The sequence below is a fragment of the Sphingobacterium sp. UBA2480 genome (assembly GCF_002341965.1).
Lineage (GTDB): Bacteria > Bacteroidota > Bacteroidia > Sphingobacteriales > Sphingobacteriaceae > Sphingobacterium > Sphingobacterium multivorum.
Window position 1 is genome coordinate 359471 of record NZ_DDPA01000008.1, and the last position, 15456, is coordinate 374926.

The 15456-nt window shown below is 37.9% G+C and carries 18 protein-coding genes; 13 read left to right on the plus strand and 5 right to left on the minus strand.

What is annotated here, in order from left to right:
* The first annotated feature begins 61 nt into the window (after nucleotides 1–61).
* Genes B3600_RS20310 through B3600_RS20325 form a run of 4 tightly spaced genes read left to right on the plus strand, consistent with a single transcriptional unit; the run spans nucleotide 62 to nucleotide 2652 of the window.
* Nucleotides 62–985: a CPBP family intramembrane glutamic endopeptidase gene (locus tag B3600_RS20310; protein ID WP_286754214.1), complete on the plus strand. Its 924-nt coding sequence runs from the start codon at nucleotides 62–64 to the stop codon at nucleotides 983–985.
* The gene (locus tag B3600_RS20315; RefSeq protein ID WP_070562697.1) at nucleotides 960–1169 is read left to right on the plus strand and encodes a DUF2007 domain-containing protein; all 210 of its coding nucleotides are present in this window, start codon (nucleotides 960–962) and stop codon (nucleotides 1167–1169) included. Before B3600_RS20310 ends, B3600_RS20315 begins: the two co-directional genes overlap by 26 nt.
* A gap of 3 nt (nucleotides 1170–1172) precedes the next feature.
* The gene (locus B3600_RS20320; RefSeq protein WP_286754215.1) at nucleotides 1173–1973 is read left to right on the plus strand and encodes a phosphatidate cytidylyltransferase; all 801 of its coding nucleotides are present in this window, start codon (nucleotides 1173–1175) and stop codon (nucleotides 1971–1973) included.
* Nucleotides 1974–1980: 7 nt separating this feature from the next.
* A complete protein-coding gene (locus B3600_RS20325; protein WP_115046098.1) occupies nucleotides 1981–2652 on the plus strand; it encodes a DUF2461 domain-containing protein in 672 nt (223 codons plus the stop codon).
* On the opposite strand, the gene B3600_RS20330 is transcribed toward B3600_RS20325, so the two are convergent.
* Nucleotides 2653–3849, minus strand: a complete 1197-nt coding sequence (locus B3600_RS20330; protein WP_286754216.1) for an anhydro-N-acetylmuramic acid kinase — start codon at nucleotides 3847–3849, stop codon at nucleotides 2653–2655.
* A gap of 100 nt (nucleotides 3850–3949) precedes the next feature.
* Here B3600_RS20330 and gcvH point away from each other — a divergent pair, with 100 nt between their 5' ends.
* Nucleotides 3950–4330 (plus strand): glycine cleavage system protein GcvH, encoded by a 381-nt coding sequence (gene gcvH / locus B3600_RS20335; RefSeq protein WP_286754217.1) that lies wholly within the window; start codon nucleotides 3950–3952, stop codon nucleotides 4328–4330.
* A 59-nt stretch (nucleotides 4331–4389) separates the two neighbouring features.
* Here gcvH and B3600_RS20340 read toward each other — a convergent pair whose 3' ends face one another.
* The 3 genes from B3600_RS20340 to mqnB all read right to left on the minus strand — a co-directional run bounded on the left by B3600_RS20340 (nucleotide 4390) and on the right by mqnB (nucleotide 7010).
* Nucleotides 4390–5145 carry a DUF6263 family protein gene (locus B3600_RS20340; RefSeq protein ID WP_070562709.1) on the minus strand — a complete coding sequence of 252 codons (756 nt, stop codon included), beginning with the start codon at nucleotides 5143–5145 and terminating at the stop codon, nucleotides 4390–4392.
* Between the two features lie 113 nt (nucleotides 5146–5258).
* Nucleotides 5259–6245 carry a pyruvate dehydrogenase complex E1 component subunit beta gene (locus B3600_RS20345; protein WP_046673190.1) on the minus strand — a complete coding sequence of 329 codons (987 nt, stop codon included), beginning with the start codon at nucleotides 6243–6245 and terminating at the stop codon, nucleotides 5259–5261.
* Nucleotides 6246–6368: 123 nt separating this feature from the next.
* Nucleotides 6369–7010 (minus strand): futalosine hydrolase, encoded by a 642-nt coding sequence (gene mqnB, locus B3600_RS20350; RefSeq protein ID WP_286754218.1) that lies wholly within the window; start codon nucleotides 7008–7010, stop codon nucleotides 6369–6371.
* A gap of 600 nt (nucleotides 7011–7610) precedes the next feature.
* Between mqnB and B3600_RS20355 the strand changes: the two genes are divergently transcribed.
* From B3600_RS20355 to B3600_RS20390, 8 genes are all read left to right on the plus strand, one after another.
* Nucleotides 7611–8024 (plus strand): 6-pyruvoyl trahydropterin synthase family protein, encoded by a 414-nt coding sequence (locus B3600_RS20355; RefSeq protein ID WP_070562714.1) that lies wholly within the window; start codon nucleotides 7611–7613, stop codon nucleotides 8022–8024.
* A gap of 28 nt (nucleotides 8025–8052) precedes the next feature.
* Complete coding sequence (gene folE / locus B3600_RS20360) at nucleotides 8053–8682, plus strand: GTP cyclohydrolase I FolE (RefSeq protein WP_046673193.1); 630 nt, start codon at nucleotides 8053–8055, stop codon at nucleotides 8680–8682.
* A 241-nt stretch (nucleotides 8683–8923) separates the two neighbouring features.
* Complete coding sequence (locus tag B3600_RS20365; protein ID WP_075994564.1) at nucleotides 8924–9559, plus strand: O-methyltransferase; 636 nt, start codon at nucleotides 8924–8926, stop codon at nucleotides 9557–9559.
* Nucleotides 9560–9581: 22 nt separating this feature from the next.
* Entirely contained in the window at nucleotides 9582–10106 is a 525-nt protein-coding gene (locus B3600_RS20370; RefSeq protein ID WP_046673195.1) for a glucosaminidase domain-containing protein, read from the plus strand.
* 15 nt (nucleotides 10107–10121) lie between these two features.
* The gene (locus tag B3600_RS20375; protein WP_286754219.1) at nucleotides 10122–10955 is read left to right on the plus strand and encodes a glucosaminidase domain-containing protein; all 834 of its coding nucleotides are present in this window, start codon (nucleotides 10122–10124) and stop codon (nucleotides 10953–10955) included.
* A gap of 70 nt (nucleotides 10956–11025) precedes the next feature.
* Nucleotides 11026–11778, plus strand: coding sequence for a hypothetical protein (locus B3600_RS20380; RefSeq protein ID WP_232475647.1), 753 nt, complete (start codon nucleotides 11026–11028; stop codon nucleotides 11776–11778).
* A gap of 22 nt (nucleotides 11779–11800) precedes the next feature.
* Nucleotides 11801–12838 (plus strand): DUF3078 domain-containing protein, encoded by a 1038-nt coding sequence (locus tag B3600_RS20385; protein ID WP_286754220.1) that lies wholly within the window; start codon nucleotides 11801–11803, stop codon nucleotides 12836–12838.
* Between the two features lie 11 nt (nucleotides 12839–12849).
* Nucleotides 12850–13704, plus strand: coding sequence for an N-acetylmuramoyl-L-alanine amidase (locus B3600_RS20390; protein ID WP_232475646.1), 855 nt, complete (start codon nucleotides 12850–12852; stop codon nucleotides 13702–13704).
* 22 nt (nucleotides 13705–13726) lie between these two features.
* Here B3600_RS20390 and B3600_RS20395 read toward each other — a convergent pair whose 3' ends face one another.
* A complete protein-coding gene (locus B3600_RS20395; protein WP_286754221.1) occupies nucleotides 13727–15442 on the minus strand; it encodes a sodium:solute symporter in 1716 nt (571 codons plus the stop codon).
* Between the last annotated feature and the right edge of the window lie 14 nt (nucleotides 15443–15456).

The following is a 15456-nucleotide window of genomic DNA, read 5'->3' on the forward strand; positions in this document are numbered from 1 at the left end:
GGACATGACAATTTTAATAAATCTTGCTTTTATTGTTATCTTTAACTGATATTTACTAGATATGTTTCCTGAAAAAACACCCCATCCGTTTCAATCTTTATTACGTTTGATCTTAATGGTTATTGGTTTTTCCATTCTTTCGCAGATTATTGCCATTCTGATTATTGCAAGTTATTATTCATTTACAGGGCAGGTCTTCTCCTTGGAGTCTATATTGAATGGATCTGCCAATGATATGCGATTTATGTTGTTAATGAGTAGCTTGGGATCTTTTGTTGTGCCAGCTTATCTGATGAATACACGCGAAGGATATGGTATAGCCTATTTTAAATTGAAAAATTGGCCTAGCGGAATGCAATTTGGCTATATATTTTTAGCAATGCTTTCTTTTATGCCTTTGATGAGTCTGATCGGTCATTGGAATGAATCCTTACAATTGCCCGATAATATGCAATCTTTGCAGCGTTGGATGGAGCGTAGTGAAAAGGAATCGGCCGATTTAATCAAGGTTATTATTATGGAGTCGAGTGTATCCGGCTTTTTGTATAATATTGTTATACTGGCTTTGATTCCGGCCATAGGTGAAGAATTGTTGTTCCGCGGTGTTTTGCAAAAAATAATGGGAAGATGGTTGAGCAATCAGCATGTGGTTATATGGCTTGTTGCCATTATTTTCAGTGCGATACATCTGCAATTTTTTGGTTTTGTTCCCCGCATGTTATTGGGCGCTTTTTTTGGCTATCTTTATGTATGGAGCAAGAACATCGTACTGCCCATTTTTGGACACTTTGTCAACAATGCCGGAGCCACAATCGGGGCATTTTATTACGTAAGAGAGGGTAAGAGTTATGATGAATTCAATGCATTTGAATTGCAATCTTGGTGGATATATCTTGTAGGCTTCATTTTTACTCTTATTTTTGTATTCTTATTTTATAGATCAACGCAAAAAGAAAATAATGGAGAACGATTGGAAAAAAATTAAAACATATACAAATGCGATTCAAGCCGAGATAGTCAAGCAAATGCTGGAAGAAAATGGTATTCCTACTGTCGCAATGAATAAACAAGATTCTTCTTATTTATTTGGGAAAATTGAACTCTATGTCAGTGAAGGATCTATTGATCTGGCCGAAACATTAATTGAGGAAGCAGAAAGAGGGCTTTAAGAAATGAAAACAAGAGCAATAACGGGAGTAATCTTTGTGGCTGTCATGATAGCTGCCACTCTTTTGGGCGCTTATGTCTATTCCATTTTTTTTACACTGCTCAGTACATGGTGTCTTTATGAATTCTATGGAATAGTTTCATCCGAAGAACGCGCCCCAAATAAGTGGATAGGCATAACACTGGCCTTACTCTTATTTGTTTTGGGCTTATTAGTTTCGATGGACCTGCTTGCGGTAAAATTTTTAGCACTGATTATCCCATTTATAAGTGCGACTTATATTATTTCACTTTTTCAGAAGAGAACTTTTCCTTTCAATGATATTGCCTATACTTTTTTGGGTATAGCTTATGTTACATTGCCTTTCTTCCTATTTTCCAAATTAGGGTTTCTGCAAGGTACTTTTAACTATGTACTGCCCTTAGGTTTTTTGATCTTATTGTGGACAAACGATACCGGGGCATATCTCGCTGGACGAAGCTTTGGAAAACGTAAATTATTCGAACGGATCTCACCAAAGAAAACATGGGAAGGTTTCTTTGGGGGCTTGATTTTGGCTATTGTTGCTGCTGTAAATCTGGAAAAATATTTTGGTTATCTTCCACTTTGGCAATGGGTAAGTATTGCGGCAATTATCAGTATTGTTGGAACATTGGGGGATTTAGTAGAGTCTATGTTAAAGCGTAGTTTGCACGTAAAAGATTCCGGAAATATATTGCCTGGACATGGTGGTTTTTTAGATAGATTTGATGGGTTGTTATTAGCGGCACCTATGGTCTATGTTTTCTTAATTTTAATCAATTGATTGTATTATGAGTCACATTCAAAAATCTACATTTGATTTTTTAACGGAATTGAAAGCCAATAATTCTCGGGAGTGGTTTGCCGATAACAGAGCTAAATATGAAGCTGCATTGGCTGATGTGAGAAATTTTTTGACAGATTTAATTGCTGCATTGAGCGAGTTTGACCCTAAAATTAATACTTCCATTCAAGCAAGTAAATGTTTGTTTCGCATTTACCGGGATACACGCTTTTCAAATGATAAAACTCCTTATAAAAGTTGGTTTGGGGCAGGAATTTCTGTTGATGGAAGAAAGTTGCAGGGACCAGAGTACTATATTCATATTGGAGCGGAAAATTCATTTATCGCCTGTGGGTATTGGCGTCCTGAAAAGCAACATTTAGAGGCAATAAGACAAGAAATTGATTACAGTGGTGATAAATTGGATGAAATTTTAAAAACAGTATTGACTGGCAGTAATATTACGCTTTTCAAAGAAGATTTACTGAAACGTGCACCGGCCGGCTATAGTGAAGATAATCCGTTTATTGACTTTATCAAATTGAAAAGTTTTGTGTTGGATAGATCTTTAACTACAAAGGAGTTATCTGCAAAAAATGCGCTGGATAATATCGTGGCTTCCTATAAAAGTATGCTTCCTTTTAAAGAGTTTTTACAAGAAGCCATCGATACAGAATAATTATTCAGGCAAGCTGATTTTGCCCATACAGACAGCGGGAGAGTCTTTAATTTGCGCTACATTGGATTTGTTGCCTACCAAAGTCTCATTTGCTAATAGCGCAAAGAGAACGGCCTCTTTTGCATCTGGGTTGATACCCAATGTTGCAAAACTTTCAACGTTACAAGTAGGTAGGCTCCTTTTGATGTAATCGAACAGCAATGGATTGTGTAGTCCACCACCACTAATGTACACCGCTACATCGGATAGCCCTTCTGACTGCTTGCGAATGCCATTGACCATCGCATGAGCAGCAAAGCGATTGAGGGTCGCCATAACATCCTCATGTGGAATATGGCTTGTTTTCGAACAATCCTGTGCCCTTGCGAGATAAGCGAGATTAAATAGTTCCGGCCCAGTGGTTTTTGGAAAGGGCAGCGTTAGAAACTCCTCCGTTAATAATTGATTCAATAGCGCATCATTTACTTGGCCCTTTTTAGCCATATAGGCATCTTTATCCATTTCCTGATCAAAATTTACCTTCATGTATTGGTTCATCATTGTATTGCCTGGACCGAGATCTGTCGCATAAGCTTTCGACTTTGTTTGATGGCTTGGGATAAATGTGAAATTAGAAATACCGCCAATATTCAATAAGAATCGATTTTCTGTTGCATGCGAGAAAAGAAGGTAGTCGCCATAGGCTGCCAAAGGTGCCCCTTCTCCTCCTGCAGCAATATGTTTTTGCCTAAAGTCAGATAGGGTTATGATACCTGTATCTACCGCGATATGATCTCCATCTCCAATCTGTAAAGTGCTGTTGGGCCAGTTGCGGTCTTTGGTCAACGATTGAGGAGCATGGTATACGGTTTGCCCATGGCTGGCTATACAATCAATCTCACTGCTTGATAGATTCCATTGTTGCAATGCTGTGTTGATTAATTTGGCATGCGTGACTCCAATATAAGCATGGAGTCCCGAAAATAATTGCTGGTCGATATTTCGTTTTGCAAAAACTTCACGCACCCGCTCTCTAAAATCATCCTCATAAACCATTGTAGTAAAATTCTCGAGCTGTATTTTCGTTGTTTTACCTGCATTTTCTATGCGGCACACGGCGATATCAAGACCATCCAGGGATGTTCCGGACATCAGGCCAATAATACGACGTTCTTTCTTTTGTGAAATTTGGTAAAGTCTTTCGATTTGAGGATTCATAGCTTAAAAATAAACACAAAAATGTTATGATGAATATCATTTTTGACAATTAAAGATATTTTGTAACTTCACGGCATTAAAAATCAAAAAATTAAATACAATGAATTTTCCAGCAGAATTGAAATACACCAAAGATCACGAATGGATTCGTGTTGAAGGTGATGAAGCAGTTGTAGGGATTACCGATTTCGCTCAACGTGAATTGGGTGACATCGTTTTTGTTGACATAAACACTGTAGGTGAAGAAGTAGCCGCTAATGAAGTTTTCGGTACAATTGAAGCCGTAAAAACAGTTTCTGATTTGTTTTTACCTGTAGCAGCTACGATTTTATCGGTGAATGAAGCTATTGATGCATCTCCTGAATTGGTCAATTCTGATCCTTATGGTGAAGGCTGGATTGTTCGTATTAAGTTGAACAACGCTGCTGATGTTGACGCTTTGTTATCTGCTGATCAGTACAAAGAAGAGATCAACGCATAAATTTGATATATAAAAAAATAAAATAGGGGCCAAAAGGCCCCTATTTTATTTTTCGTCGTTTATTGGGTTTTTAAGGTGGTCTTTATTTTTGCTTCAGGCATATCCACGGCACTTGTCATTTCTGTACTCGTGGTAAGGCAGGTCTTTTTATCCAAGACATAGAAGCCCTGCACGTTGCCTACCTGATTTGCATCCGGACCGAACATTTTTCCTTCAACATTTACTTTATAGCCTAGCTCATTTGCTTCTATTAAAGTCATTTTGTTTTCTACTGAAATGCCTGAATCATCTGATTCAGTTTTGGAAGTCCAAGAATCACCTATTTTAATCGGCTGTTCAGGCAATACTGTAGTTATATTTTCGAACATACTTTTATCAAATGGCATGTTAATGCCCTCAGGCAACTTGATATCGGAAGATTTGCCAAGTTGATCAACATTAAAGCTAATGCTATTTTCGAGCAACTTGCCTAACGTAGCATGCATCTGTTTAGAAAATTCATTGGCCTCGGGGTTTTTAGAGTCGTAAGTCATATCCATTCCTGCCATATTCATTTTCATGTTGATTCCGGTATATTTAAGATCGAACGCAAATATGTTGTCTTTTTTCGTCGTATTGGTGATATCAAAGCCCATATTAAGGTCTGTCACCATTTTTTGGCCAGCAGCGTCAATATCCATGGTCATCACAAGATTTTGTGATATTTTTTTCCCTGAATCGGGATTTACACGTAATGTGTATTTCTTTTGTGCGGAAGCAGATATCACGAGAAATGCAAATACAGCCATTAAAGAGGCAATTCTTAATTTTTTCATATATGGAATTTTAATTTTTTTAGTAAGCAACAATTGGCCAGTTTAAAATATAAAAAAAAATCCCTTTTACTGTGTAAAAGGGATTTTAATTTTTTTTAAGGATGTAATTCGTATTACTTCTTGATATAAGATACTTCTTTCACAGCTTTAACAACTTTCTCAACGCTAGGTAAAGCAGCTTCGATCAATGTTGGAGCATAAGGAAGAGGTACATCTGCACAATTTACGCGGATAACTGGGGCATCTAAGTAATCAAATGCATTACGTTGTACATTGAATGCTAAGTCGGTAGAAATAGACGCTAGTGGCCATGCTTCTTCCACGATTACCAAACGGTTTGTTTTCTTAACAGACGCGATGATTGTAGGGTAATCGATAGGACGTACCGAACGCAAGTCGATTAATTCAACGCTGATACCTTCTTTTTTCAATTCTTCAACTGCAGGAATGACAACGCGAGGGAGCATTTTACCAAAAGATACAACTGTTACATCCGTACCTTCTTGGATAATATTAGCTTTTCCGATTTCCAAGTAATATTCTTCTTCAGGAACTTGCCCTTTATCACCATACATTACCTCAGATTCCATAAAGATAACAGGATCTGGATCAATAATAGCTGATTTCAATAAACCTTTAGCTTCATATGGATTAGAAGGCACCACAACTTTTAAACCAGGTGTGTTTGCAAACCAGTTCTCGAAGTTTTGAGAGTGTTGGGCTGCAAGTTGACCAGCATTTCCTGTAGGGCCACGGAAGACCATTGGAATGGAGAACTGCCCGCCGCTCATTGAGTGAATTTTAGCTGCTGCATTAATTACTTGGTCAATTGCAACAAGTGAGAAGTTGAATGTCATGAATTCAACAATTGGCTTCAAACCATTCATTGCAGCACCAACAGCAATACCAGCAAAACCAAGTTCGGCAATAGGTGTATCAATGATACGCTTTGCACCGAATTCATCAAGCATACCCTGACTTACTTTGTAAGCTCCGTTATACTCAGCAACTTCTTCTCCTAATAAAAATATTTTGTCGTCTTTACGCATTTCTTCGTTCATTGCTTCACGAAGTGCTTCTCTGAATTGTATTTCTCTCATCAGTTGTAAAATAGTGTCAATTTTTAGATTACAAATCTACTATTTAAAATTGATATTTTGAAGATTTGAACCCGCTAATTCTATAGTTTTATGTCATTTTTTAATAAGTAAATGACTTTTGTATTAAATTTTTGAATATAAGTTGTTCAGATATTCTAATGTTTTTATAAGTGCCTTATTACTATTCATTATCGCTAACGGAATGTTCCACGTGGCACGGTTCCTTCTTTCCACGTAATTTGAAATACCGCGAATCTCAATCACGGGAATTGTCATTTTATCGGCTGCATAGAAAACCGCAGCTCCTTCCATACTTTCAACAAGGCTATTAGGATGCAGTTTTTTAATTTTTTCGATACTTTCTGTGCTACCATGGACTTTGTTTACGGTAATTCCTTCCCCATGTTTTAGAAAAGGAAGCCTAAGCTCCTTGTCATTCAGTAAAGACGAGGTAAATGTAGGCCTTCCATAGCCCAATTGATCTATTGGAATAAAATTATGACCGTCTTCCGCACCTAGTTCAACAAATGACTCTGAAACGACCTGAATAACCGAGCCTATTTCAATAGTACGATCCAAACATCCTCCTATCCCGACATTAATAAGGAGATCATATTTTTTTTCGTGTAGCATTCTTCCCAGCTCAAAGCCTGTGGCGACCATGCCTACACCAGTTACTAGGGTATCGCATTGATCGTAATTTGATACCACTTCCAGAAAAGGCTGCAATTCAAATGAAGTAGCCGCAATAATTAATATTTGCATGACGAGCTCGTTTTGGATTGAAAATTACAAATTATCTTGCAAGCGCATCTCTTTTAGCATAAAAATATCATGCTTGCAATGCGTCCTGCTTAGAAACCCGAGCTTGATGTTAATAGGGCTAACTGCTTTTTGCTATGATCTCCTCTTTTATAATGCTGTACGAACTGTTTAGTTTTTGTCCCGATGCTATTGGAAACAATGCTAATCGATGGATATAATCGCTTGAATTAGTTTAGATTTTATATAGCCTTAGTTTAGATTTTAGTTAGGGTTACTTTAGGTAAAAGCTATATAAAACCTAAACTAACCCTAACTAAACCCTAAGTAAACCCTAAGTAAACCCTAACTAAAGGTAAAAGAAAATGGCCTTAAAAATCAGCATTCATTGTTGTTCTTTTTAAGCTGGGAGTATTTACACTCCGCTACAAAATTTGATATCAGATTATTCTTGAAAGCGGGTTATGGGTAATGATAAAGTGCTTAGATTTTTGCCTGTTTGTTCAACAAAAGAGAAAGCACTTCATTATATTACTATATTCTGACGGCATTCCTTAAATTGAGATGTTTTAATTGCACTTAAAGCCTTATCTTTGTATCATTATGGTATTTATAACTCGTCGTGAACGTTTCTGTGCTGCGCACAAGCTCTATCGTGAAGACTGGAGTAAGGAGCAGAATGAACAGGTATTTGGTCTTTGCTCCAATCCAAATTGGCATGGACATAATTATGATCTTTATGTAACAGTTAAAGGAAAAGTCAACCCGGAGACTGGTTTTTTGATCGATTTAAAGATCATGAAAGAAATAATCAATCGTAGTATCATAGACAAAGTCGATCACCGTAATTTCAATTTAGATGTTGATTTTATGAAAGGAGTCATGGCTTCTACGGAAAATATCGCAATCGAAATATTTAAGATCTTAAAACCGTTATTTGATGAACAGGGTGTGATCTTGCATAGTGTCCGTTTGCATGAAACAGAAAATAATTACGTCGAATATTTTGGCGATTAATCTTTAATACATTTAAATAGTAGAAACTATGAGTCAACACTCATTTGACAACGAAGAGTTGGATGGATATATTAAGATCGACAAATACAATACTGAAAAGGTAGATCGCATCGCTGCTCATTATACAGATATATTGGAATGTCTGGGGGAAGATCCAAAACGCGAAGGTTTAGTGAAAACACCAGAACGTGTTGCAAAGGCACTGCAATTTCTGACACATGGCTATGATATCGATGCTGCGGAGGTATTACGTGGTGCTATGTTTGAGGAAGACTATAGTCAAATGGTCGTCGTTAAGGATATTGAAGTATATTCTCTTTGTGAGCACCATATGTTGCCTTTCTTTGGTAAAGCCCATATTGCATATATTCCAAATGGCCATATTGTAGGTTTAAGCAAGATACCACGTGTCGTTGATATTTTTGCGCGTCGTCTGCAGGTTCAGGAACGTCTCACCAATGAGATCAGAGATTGTATTCAAGAAACTTTAGGCGCTCGTGGAGTAGCTGTGGTTATGGAATGCAAGCACATGTGTATGGCGATGCGTGGAGTTCAGAAACAGAATTCCGTAACAACTACCTCTGCATTTACTGGAGCATTCCAAAATGATGTGACAAGATCCGAATTTTTACGCTTGATCACTGCTGATCTTGCTTAGTATATTTGTTGTTTAATAATAAAAAAAGTCCCCCTAAAAGATCATCTTTTAGGGGGACTTTTTTTTGATGAAATTTGGAAACAAAATAGAAAATCAAAAAATGGCAATATGGCTTTTTTATGCATCTGACGCGATTTCCGAAAAATGCTCTTTACAAAAGGATAATTGTATTTCGCTGGTATTCAGCTTTTTGTAAAAAAAAGTTTTTATCATAAAAATGTTTTTTGGTACCTTTGTGGTTATGGAAATTGTTGCCGACGATTTAGAGTCCTATTTGGAACATACTACAGACGAGGAAAATTCGTTACTGAAAAGGGTAAATCGGGAGACATATTTGAAGGAAACAATGCCCCATATGTTATCTGGACACTACCAGGGAAGAGTTCTTTCTTTATTGAGTAAATTGGTTGCTCCGAAACGTATCTTGGAGATAGGAACATTTACGGGATACGCAACGTTGTGTCTCGCAGAAGGGCTGCAGGAAGATGGGATATTACATACTATCGATATTAATGCAGAGCAACAAGAACGCGTCCAAGGTTATTTTGATGAATCGGCATTTGCTGATAAAATCAACTATCATATTGGAGATGCAGCGGTAATACTACCTACATTAGATGAAACATTTGATCTGGTATTTATCGACGCGGACAAAAAGAGAAATTTATATTATTTCGAAACGATAATAAATCAAGTTCCGTCTGGGGGACTTATTTTGATTGACAATGTCTTATGGAAAGGTAAGGTGTTAGATTCAAAACCAGACAACCAAACAAAGCAGATCATTGATTTGAATGCACGTTTAGCTCAGGACAAGCGCGTAGAAAAGGTAATATTACCGATTCGAGACGGACTTTTTGCTTTACGCAAGAAGTAATTTGTGAACTAAAACATTCTTCATGAATTTAAAACAATTAAAAAGCTTTGTACTGTTACTAGCTTTGGGAACTTTTGGATTAACAAAAGTTTCAGCTCAAAGTAATGCGGCATATGTCGATAAGTACAGTCCAATAGCAAAAGAAATGATGGAGGAACACGGTGTTCCAGCATCGGTTATCTTAGCCATCGCTATGCATGAAAGCGGAAATGGTGGTAGCAGGGTAGCAAAAAATTTGAATAACCATTTTGGTGTCAAAGGAAAAAATAACAGTACCGTTATTCGGTCAGCTTACAAAGGTTATCGGTCTGTAATGGACTCGTATGATGATTTTGTAGGAATAGTAAAAAGAAAAAAGACTACTCAGAGTCTTTTTGAAAAACATCCTGGTGAAAAATACGAAGCTTGGGTAAAAGCGATTGCTCGTTCGGGTTACTCTACGAGTAAAGGTTGGACAGCAAAAGTACTCGCTACTATTAGACAATATCATTTGGATATGTTTGATAATGATGCTAAGCAAAATAGATTCTCGTCAACAAAAAAATAAGCGCGATAGTATTGCATGAAGAAGTTTTTTTATGGCATGTTTGTATTCATGATGTTGATTACATCATGTTCAAGCCGGAGAGGCACAATATCCTCCACTAAATCTGGCTCAAATTCAAAAACTTCTTCATCCTCTTCTGTGGGACGACCGACCATGGCTGGCAACGACTATATTGCTCATTACAAAGATGTGGCCGTTGCAGAAATGAATAAATATGGTATTCCTGCGAGTATTAAACTTGCTCAGGCTTTACTGGAATCCGGTAATGGTAACAGTTATCTTGCGCGTGAGGCTAATAATCATTTCGGTATTAAATGTGGCGGAGTTTGGAGGGGAAAATCCGTGACTCGTCCCGATGATAATATCAATGACTGCTTTCGTGTTTATGAAAATCCCGAACAATCTTTTCGGGATCACTCAGAGTTTCTGTTACGACCGCGATATGCGGCACTCTTTAAGTTGAATAAGAACGACTATAAAGGCTGGGCCAAAGGCTTGAAAGCGGCTGGATACGCCACCAATCCGCGTTATCCTGAATTGCTGATCGAAATGATCGAAAGATATCATCTTGATCAATACGATCGCGGTGAATCGCCACGTGAAAAGGTTGTACGTGAAGAGACTGTTCAGGTCGAGATCGTGCAGAATGTACAAGAAACCCCTCCTACCGTCGTAAAGACAGAAGAAATCAAGAGCCCGGTAGCTATGCGTATTCATGAGGTTAAAGCGCAGGATACGTTATATTCGCTCAGTAAGCTGTACAATGTATCCGTTGATCAGATCAAATCCCTAAACGGTCTTACCGATGATGCGCTATCTTTAGGGCAGCTATTGGTTATATCTAAATAGTTACGCTTTAAAAGATGTTAAATATTTCGCTTTTGTACAGCGATATAGTAGTTTTACGAAAGTGATACTATTGCGATATATTTTTCTACTTATTGCCCTTGTGGGCTTTACCTCTCCACTTTTTTGCCAAGATAAAAAAGTCGAGGGTATCGTTTTTGATAAAAATACCAAACAACGTATTGGAAATGTAAGGCTGGCCAACTTACGTACTGGCGAGGTCAATTATAATACTATTAAAGGAGAATTTGTCTTTAATGCACAACTAGGAGATCATATTGTTGCGATATGTAAAGGCTATTTTTCAGATACTCTTCAGGTGGATAACCGCGGATTGTTGCTGTTTCATTTGGTACGTGAATCGTTTTATATTGATGAAGTTCAGGTTTTTGCACGCAAGACACCAGAGGAAATTCTGAAAAAAGCAAAAGAGGATTATGAGAAAGCGTATCGTCTTGCGGGTTATGGAGACGTATTTTCTGTTGGCCCAAATGGGGCTGGATTAAGCATCAATTCAATTTATAGTTTATTTAGCAAGGAGGCTAAAAGAGCACGTCGACTAACTAAAACCATTGAAAACGATTATAAGGAAAATGTGATCGATTACAAATTTACGAAAGAGCTTATCAGTAAGATTACAGGATTAAATAGCGAAGAAGCTGAACGATTTAGAAGGATATTTAGACCCTCCTATTTCTTTATTCTCTCAGCGAGTGATTATGAATTGGTGAATTATATCAAAGATTGTTATTCACGGTATCAATTGAACCCTTCGCAATATTTTATTGAGCCTTTTCCAACAATTAATTATAAATTAGTACCGTAAACAAAAAATAGACGTTTTCAGAATGAAGTTATTCAATTTTGTCGGCATGGCTCTGCTTTGCCTTTCTATTACCAGCTTAAAAGCACAGGATCTGAAAGATCTTCGAGCAAAACCAGATACCGTAATTTCTGTACAGAAAGAACAACCGTTAAATATTAAAACGATTCGTCCTATAGTTCCAAAACTAGACCTGGAAGTAGACTATTGGAAACATTGGACAAAATTCGGGATAAATTTAAACCAGGCGTCATTTAATGATAATTGGAAAGGTGGTGGTGTTGGTTCTATTGCTGTAGGATTGAATGCGAATCATAAATCGGATTATACGAAGGACAATTTCAATTTTGTGACCGAAGTTGATTTACGTTATGGAAAGATAAAGAATACCAATAATATTGCGAAGAAGAATAATGACCGTATATTTTGGGATAATAAGCTTTCTTATAAATTGTCTGCCAATTGGGCATTGTTTACGTCGGTGACATTTGAGTCGCAATTTGATGCGGGTTATAAATATAAAACGGTTAACGGCAGAGATACAATTGATTATATTGAGAATGCTTTTATGGCACCAGCTTATCTGACAGAATCTTTCGGTCTTGAGTATAAGCCTAGTAACGAATTTTCCTTGCGTTTTGGTACGGGTACTGCACGTCAAACTTTTATCTTGGATGAGCGTGTTAAGCCTCGTTCTGGAGAAGGTTTCTTTGAGAAATATGGATATTATAGAGATCCTAACAATCCAAGTGCGGGTACTGGTGAACGATTTGGTGTAAAGGAAGACCGCTCTTTTGCCAATGCACTGGCATTTCAGCTAACGGGTAACCTGGACAAAAACTTCACAGATAAACTGAATGTAAAGGCTCGTTATAACCTTTTTGCTGACTACGAGAAACTTTCCAACCCTACACACCGTTTGGATGTAACTGTAACGGCAAAAGTCACGAGAGTCATCAACGTGAACTTAAATGGTATCATGATCTACGATCCAGATGTCATTTCAAGAGTGCAGTTGAGCCAGTCGTTGGCGATGGGTATAGTCTATAGTTTACCAAAATAATGTTTAGGCCTGTGTCAATAGGGATATTGCTTTGTTCACTGCTGTCTTTGGCAAGCTGCAAGTCGAAGATACAGCCGGTGGTTGCAAAGCCGCTAGTTGCGTCATTTGCTTCTGCATTGGTTGTGGAAGAAAAGGTCGAAGCTAAGCCAGATACCAATTTATTGACACCGGAGGAAAGAAAGGTTGTTTTTTTACAGAAGTCTGGAAACCATCCTTATTGGCGCCAAGAGGAAGCCATACATTATGATGTTCGTAAACCTAACTATGTCATTATTCATCATACAGCACAAGATAGTATTGGGCAGACAATCAAAACCTTTCAGATTCCAAGAACTAAAGTGAGTTCACATTATGTCATTGGCCGGAATGGGGAGATTATACAAATGTTGAACGATTATGTTCGGTCTTGGCATGCAGGGGTGGCAAAATGGGGTTCTATTGTCGACATGAACTCCTGTTCTATTGGTATAGAATTGGATAATAATGGTAGGGAGCCTTTTCCTGAGGCACAAATTAATTCATTGATGACTGTGCTTGATACCTTGAAATCGCGTTATTTAATTCCAGCAAATAATTTTATTGGCCATGCTGATATCGCTCCATCACGCAAGAATGATCCAAGCGTTTTTTTTCCGTGGAAAAAGCTTGCAGAACGGGGTTTTGGAATATGGTATGATGAAGGACAGCTTGTGGCCCCTCCTGATAGCTTTAATGCGATAGACGCGCTTAAAATTATTGGTTATGATACGTCCAATCTAAAAGCCGCTATCGTTGCCTTTAAACGAAAATTTGTCGTTCGGGATACAACCCCCGAATTGACCATATATGATAAGAGTGTATTGTACAATATCTATAAAAAATACTGAGCCTGAGCAATCAGGCTTTTTTTTATTCAAGATCCCTTTTGTCCTCTATAGGACGAGGTGCTTTCACCCCCAGTTGTACGATATAGGCGATTAACATGACAGCTAGGCAGCCAATAAGATTTAGCCAAAGAAAAGGAATCTTATTCATCGTCCATACTGCTATCACGATAATTTCGGAAAGAATGGCTGCAAGAAAAACAGCTTTGCCTTGAATTTTCTTCATGTAGAAGGCGACGATAAAAATCCCTAGGATAGTACCATAGAATAGTGAGCCCAAGATATTGACCGCTTCGAGGAGATTGCCCAATCGGTTAGCATACAAAGCAACAATAACAGTAAATATACCCCAGATCAATGTAAATAAACGCGACCATAAAAGGTCTTGTTTTTCAGATGAATTGCGGTTAATAAATCTTTTGTAGATATCAATGGTCGTTGTTGAGGCCAATGAGTTTATAGCACTTGCCGTAGACCCCATCGATGCGAGGAAAATGACCGCTATGAGTAGCCCAATTAGACCCTTTGGGAAGACGCTTGTCACAAAAGAAAGAAAGACATAATTATTGTCGTTCGTTTCTGCTGTGGGGTTGTTCTTTTTGATTAAGTCCAAGGTCTCTTCTTTTACCGCTTGCATTTTTCCATTAAGTTGACCCAGTGAGGATCGATAATTAGCAATTCTTTTTTCATCGTCGTGATCCAATGCTGTATTAAGCTGCTGAACAACAGATTCACGTGTTTTAAATAGCTCGCTATGCTTTTGTTCGAGAAGCTGGTAGTCAGGAGCATATTTGCTTTCTTTGAGCTTCTTGATCTCGACTTGATTAAAAAAAATGGGCGGCTGATGGAATTGATAATAGGCAAATACCAGAACTCCAATCAACAGGATAGCAAATTGCATAGGGATTTTCAATAGACCATTCATAATTAATCCCATGCGACTTTCTTTGATCGAAGCCCCTGTCAAATAACGACCTACTTGACTTTGGTCGGTCCCGAAGTAGGAAAGCTGTAGGAAAAAACCACCGATTAGTCCTGTCCAAAGCGTATAGTTATTATTGAGATCAAAAGTAAAATCCAATGCATTGGTTTTTCCTGATTTTCCTGCAATATGAAGTGCTTTTGATAATCCAATAGACTCTGGCAACAGATGGATAACTAATATCCCTGCTACGAGTAATGATCCAAAGATAATGCTCATTTGAAGCAACTGTGTATGAGATACGGCTTTGGTTCCTCCATAGGTCGTATAGATAACAACAAAACTTCCTATGGCCAACGTGGTCCATGTTAGATCGATATGAAGGATGGTCGATATAATTAAAGCTGGTGCAAAGATGGTAATACCCGTTGATATACCCCGTTGTATCAGAAAAAGAATGGCAGTGAGCCCTCTGGTTTTGACGTCAAAACGTTTTTCTAGAAATTCGTACGCTGTAAATACTTTTAGCTTATGAAAAATAGGGACAAATGTAATGCAGAGCACAATCATGGCCAACGGAAGACCAAAGTAGAATTGGACAAAACTCATTCCAGAAGAATAGGCCAGCCCAGGGGCGGACAAAAAAGTAATGGCGCTCGCTTGCGTCGCCATTACCGATAATCCGACGTGATACCAAGGTAAAGAACGATTACCTAGAAGATATCCATCAATATTTTTTATACCCCTACTCTTATAAACGCCATATAGGACAATAACTAAGAGTGTCAGAAATAAAACGACCCAATCTGCTGTACTCATGAATAGTGGTTCGT

Coding starts and splice junctions, on each gene's coding strand:
- B3600_RS20310 (WP_286754214.1), top strand. CDS start 62: ATGTTTCCTGAAAAAACACCCCATCCGTTTCAATCTTTATTACGTTTG.
- B3600_RS20315 (WP_070562697.1), top strand. CDS start 960: ATGGAGAACGATTGGAAAAAAATTAAAACATATACAAATGCGATTCAA.
- B3600_RS20320 (WP_286754215.1), top strand. CDS start 1,173: ATGAAAACAAGAGCAATAACGGGAGTAATCTTTGTGGCTGTCATGATA.
- B3600_RS20325 (WP_115046098.1), top strand. CDS start 1,981: ATGAGTCACATTCAAAAATCTACATTTGATTTTTTAACGGAATTGAAA.
- B3600_RS20330 (WP_286754216.1), bottom strand. CDS start 3,849: ATGAATCCTCAAATCGAAAGACTTTACCAAATTTCACAAAAGAAAGAA.
- gcvH (WP_286754217.1), top strand. CDS start 3,950: ATGAATTTTCCAGCAGAATTGAAATACACCAAAGATCACGAATGGATT.
- B3600_RS20340 (WP_070562709.1), bottom strand. CDS start 5,145: ATGAAAAAATTAAGAATTGCCTCTTTAATGGCTGTATTTGCATTTCTC.
- B3600_RS20345 (WP_046673190.1), bottom strand. CDS start 6,245: ATGAGAGAAATACAATTCAGAGAAGCACTTCGTGAAGCAATGAACGAA.
- mqnB (WP_286754218.1), bottom strand. CDS start 7,010: ATGCAAATATTAATTATTGCGGCTACTTCATTTGAATTGCAGCCTTTT.
- B3600_RS20355 (WP_070562714.1), top strand. CDS start 7,611: ATGGTATTTATAACTCGTCGTGAACGTTTCTGTGCTGCGCACAAGCTC.
- folE (WP_046673193.1), top strand. CDS start 8,053: ATGAGTCAACACTCATTTGACAACGAAGAGTTGGATGGATATATTAAG.
- B3600_RS20365 (WP_075994564.1), top strand. CDS start 8,924: ATGGAAATTGTTGCCGACGATTTAGAGTCCTATTTGGAACATACTACA.
- B3600_RS20370 (WP_046673195.1), top strand. CDS start 9,582: ATGAATTTAAAACAATTAAAAAGCTTTGTACTGTTACTAGCTTTGGGA.
- B3600_RS20375 (WP_286754219.1), top strand. CDS start 10,122: ATGAAGAAGTTTTTTTATGGCATGTTTGTATTCATGATGTTGATTACA.
- B3600_RS20385 (WP_286754220.1), top strand. CDS start 11,801: ATGAAGTTATTCAATTTTGTCGGCATGGCTCTGCTTTGCCTTTCTATT.
- B3600_RS20395 (WP_286754221.1), bottom strand. CDS start 15,442: ATGAGTACAGCAGATTGGGTCGTTTTATTTCTGACACTCTTAGTTATT.